Origin of the sequence: Sulfitobacter sp. HI0040, from assembly GCF_001634885.1 — a bacterium.
Lineage (GTDB): Bacteria > Pseudomonadota > Alphaproteobacteria > Rhodobacterales > Rhodobacteraceae > Sulfitobacter.
This window is the reverse complement of the sequence record NZ_LWEX01000194.1, coordinates 1-2,464: the sequence shown is the minus strand read 5'-3', so window position 1 is coordinate 2,464 and position 2,464 is coordinate 1. Positions and strand designations below refer to the sequence as shown.

The window sequence follows — 2,464 nt, the reverse complement described above, 5'->3', positions numbered from 1 at the left end:
TTGCGCCAGCCCCGGAAGATCGCGGGCCAGCGGGCGCGTTCGCCCGAGGTATCGGCCGCTGCGGCGGGGTCCGGGGTGGGGGCGTGTTGCTGCATAGGGCGCTTTCCTGCTTGGAGTTCTAGATGCGCACAAACGGCCCCGATTGAAAGGCGGGAGGACGCGATTGCGGCGCCATGTCGCAAATTCCCGCCGGTGCCGTGGTCAAAGCAGGCAGGGTGCCCGCATTTTTCGGACAGGCCGGTTCGCCGCCGGGCGCGCGCTTCATCCGGCAGCGAAAAAATTTCGACGGAAAATCCCCGGTCTTCCGTTTGACCGGGTATCGCCACGCAGAAAGGCGCGGCGTCAATGAAAACGGAGTATGACATGAAACATCAGGCAAATATCCGCATCGCCACTCTCAGCGCGCTTCTGGTGCTGGGCGCGGGGGCCACGCTGGCGCAGGGACCGGACCGGGCGGCGTTTTTCGCCACGCTCGACGCGGACGGCAACGGCAGCCTCACAAGGGCGGAGCTGGAGGCCCATGCAGAGGCGCGCTTTGCCAGTGCCGATGCCGACGGCGACGGTTTCCTGACAGCGGATGAACTGCGCGCGGCGCAGCACGCCCACCGCGAAGATCACGGCAAACGCATGCTGGAACGGCTCGACAGCGACGGGGACGGCAAGCTCGACGCCGCCGAACTGGCCAAGGGCAAGAAGGGCAAGGCCGATCACCGGGCCGGGCGTATGATCGAAAGGCTCGATACCGACAATGATGCCCGCCTGTCCAGGGCCGAACTGCTGTCGCGCCACGATCCCGCACGCCTCTTTGGCCGATTGGATGCCAATGCCGACGGTGCTGTCACGGCAGAGGAATTCGCCCAAGGCCATGCCAAGGGCGCGGGCCATGGCCGCCGGCATCAGGCGGATTGAGGCTGGTCCGGCGCCCCGCGGCTTGCGCGGCGCGGCGCCGGACCTTAGCGATGGATGCCATGCAGAACCGGACCGACGCAGCGCAGGCCGAGGCGGATGCCGATTTGCTGGCACGCTACGCCGCGGGCGACGCCGCCGCGGCCCGGCTTCTGAGTGCGCGGCTGACGCCCCGGCTCTATGCCCACGCGGTGCGGGTGCTGGGCGACACCGCCGAGGCCGAGGATGTCACGCAGGAGGCGATGCTGCGCCTCTGGCGGATCGCACCCGATTGGCGGCGCGGCGAGGCGCAGGTTTCCACCTGGGCCTACCGGGTGGTCGCCAACCTCTGCACGGACCGGCTGCGCAGGCGGCCCGCGACCCCGTTGGAGGCCGTGGCCGAACCATCCGATCCCGCACCGGGGCCGGAGGCGCTGCTGCAGGCGCAGGCCCGCGATGCCGCGTTGCAGCAGGCGCTCAACACGCTGCCCGCGCGGCAAAGACAGGCGGTGGTGTTGCGCCATATCGACGGGCTGGGCAATGTGGAGATCGCGCAGGTGCTGCAGATCGGGATCGAAGCGGTGGAAAGCCTGACGGCGCGGGGCAAACGCGCGCTGAAGGCCGCACTCGCCGGGCGCAGGGACGAACTGGGGTACGAAGATGACTGAGCGTGACCGGAACAAGTCGGACAATGGGGCAGAGGACGCCGGGGCCGAAGCCGGGCTGGAGGCGCTTTTTGACGAAGCCCGGCGCAGCCCGCCTGCCCCCTCCCGCACCCTGCTGGCCCGGATCGAGGCGGACGCCCGCGCCCTGCAGACCCCGGCGCGGGGTGCCGTAACCGGGGCGGGGGGCAGGCTGCGCGGCTGGTGGCGGCTTTTGGGTGGGGCGCCCGGCATCGGCGGGCTGGCCACCAGTGCTGTGCTGGGCTTCTGGATCGGCTTCGCGCCGCCCGCCGCGCTGGACGCGCTGGATGACAGCCTGTCGCCCCTGACCGGCGCGGCAGAAGATGTGAATGCGGCCCTGCCCGAAGACGGCTTCGGCTGGACCATGGCGGAGGCGGAAGGATGACGGCGAACCCGATCCCCCCGAAACGCTCCCCGGGGCGGGGCCTGCGCATCGCACTGGTCCTGTCGCTCGCGGTGAACCTGCTGATCCTCGGGGCGGTGGCGGGGATGCTCTGGCGTCACGCGGGGCCTGACGGTCTGCGGATGCGCGGCGCGCCCCCCGGTCTGGGCAGCTATGCGCTCCCTTATGTGCAGGCGCTGCCGGTGCAGGACCGCCGCGCCCTGCATGACGCCCTGCGCGAAGGCGAGGCGGGGCGCCGCCAGTCCCGCGCCGCGCGGCGTGCGGCCTATGCCGATGTGCTTTCCGCCCTGCGGGCCGAGCCGTTCGATGCCGATGTGCTGCGGGCCGCGCTGGCCCGGCAGCGCGACACGGTGATGACGGTGCAGGACCGCGCGCAGACGCTCTGGCTTGACCGGGTGCGGATGATGGACGCCCCGGCACGCGCCGCTTTCGCCGACCGGATCGAAGAGGCGCTGAGCGCCCCGCGCCATCACCCGGGGCGGGGGGGCCGCCC

At 71.1% G+C, this 2,464-nt stretch carries 4 protein-coding genes; all 4 read left to right on the top strand.

Annotated elements, in window-relative coordinates; genetic code table 11:
• The first annotated feature begins 363 nt into the window (after positions 1-363).
• Positions 364-909, top strand: a complete 546-nt coding sequence (locus A3728_RS11880; protein ID WP_082850999.1) for an EF-hand domain-containing protein — start codon at positions 364-366, stop codon at positions 907-909.
• A gap of 50 nt (positions 910-959) precedes the next feature.
• Positions 960-1,553, top strand: a complete 594-nt coding sequence (locus A3728_RS11875; RefSeq protein WP_067923842.1) for an RNA polymerase sigma factor — start codon at positions 960-962, stop codon at positions 1,551-1,553.
• Complete coding sequence (locus A3728_RS11870) at positions 1,546-1,953, top strand: hypothetical protein (protein WP_082857993.1); 408 nt, start codon at positions 1,546-1,548, stop codon at positions 1,951-1,953. The genes A3728_RS11875 and A3728_RS11870 overlap by 8 nt, the downstream gene beginning before the upstream one ends.
• Positions 1,950-2,464: periplasmic heavy metal sensor (locus A3728_RS11865; protein WP_067923839.1), on the top strand; the 515-nt coding region annotated here is incomplete at its 3' end. The genes A3728_RS11870 and A3728_RS11865, both read left to right, overlap by 4 nt.

Coding starts and splice junctions, on each gene's coding strand:
- A3728_RS11880 (WP_082850999.1), top strand. CDS start 364: ATGAAACATCAGGCAAATATCCGCATCGCCACTCTCAGCGCGCTTCTG.
- A3728_RS11875 (WP_067923842.1), top strand. CDS start 960: ATGGATGCCATGCAGAACCGGACCGACGCAGCGCAGGCCGAGGCGGAT.
- A3728_RS11870 (WP_082857993.1), top strand. CDS start 1,546: ATGACTGAGCGTGACCGGAACAAGTCGGACAATGGGGCAGAGGACGCC.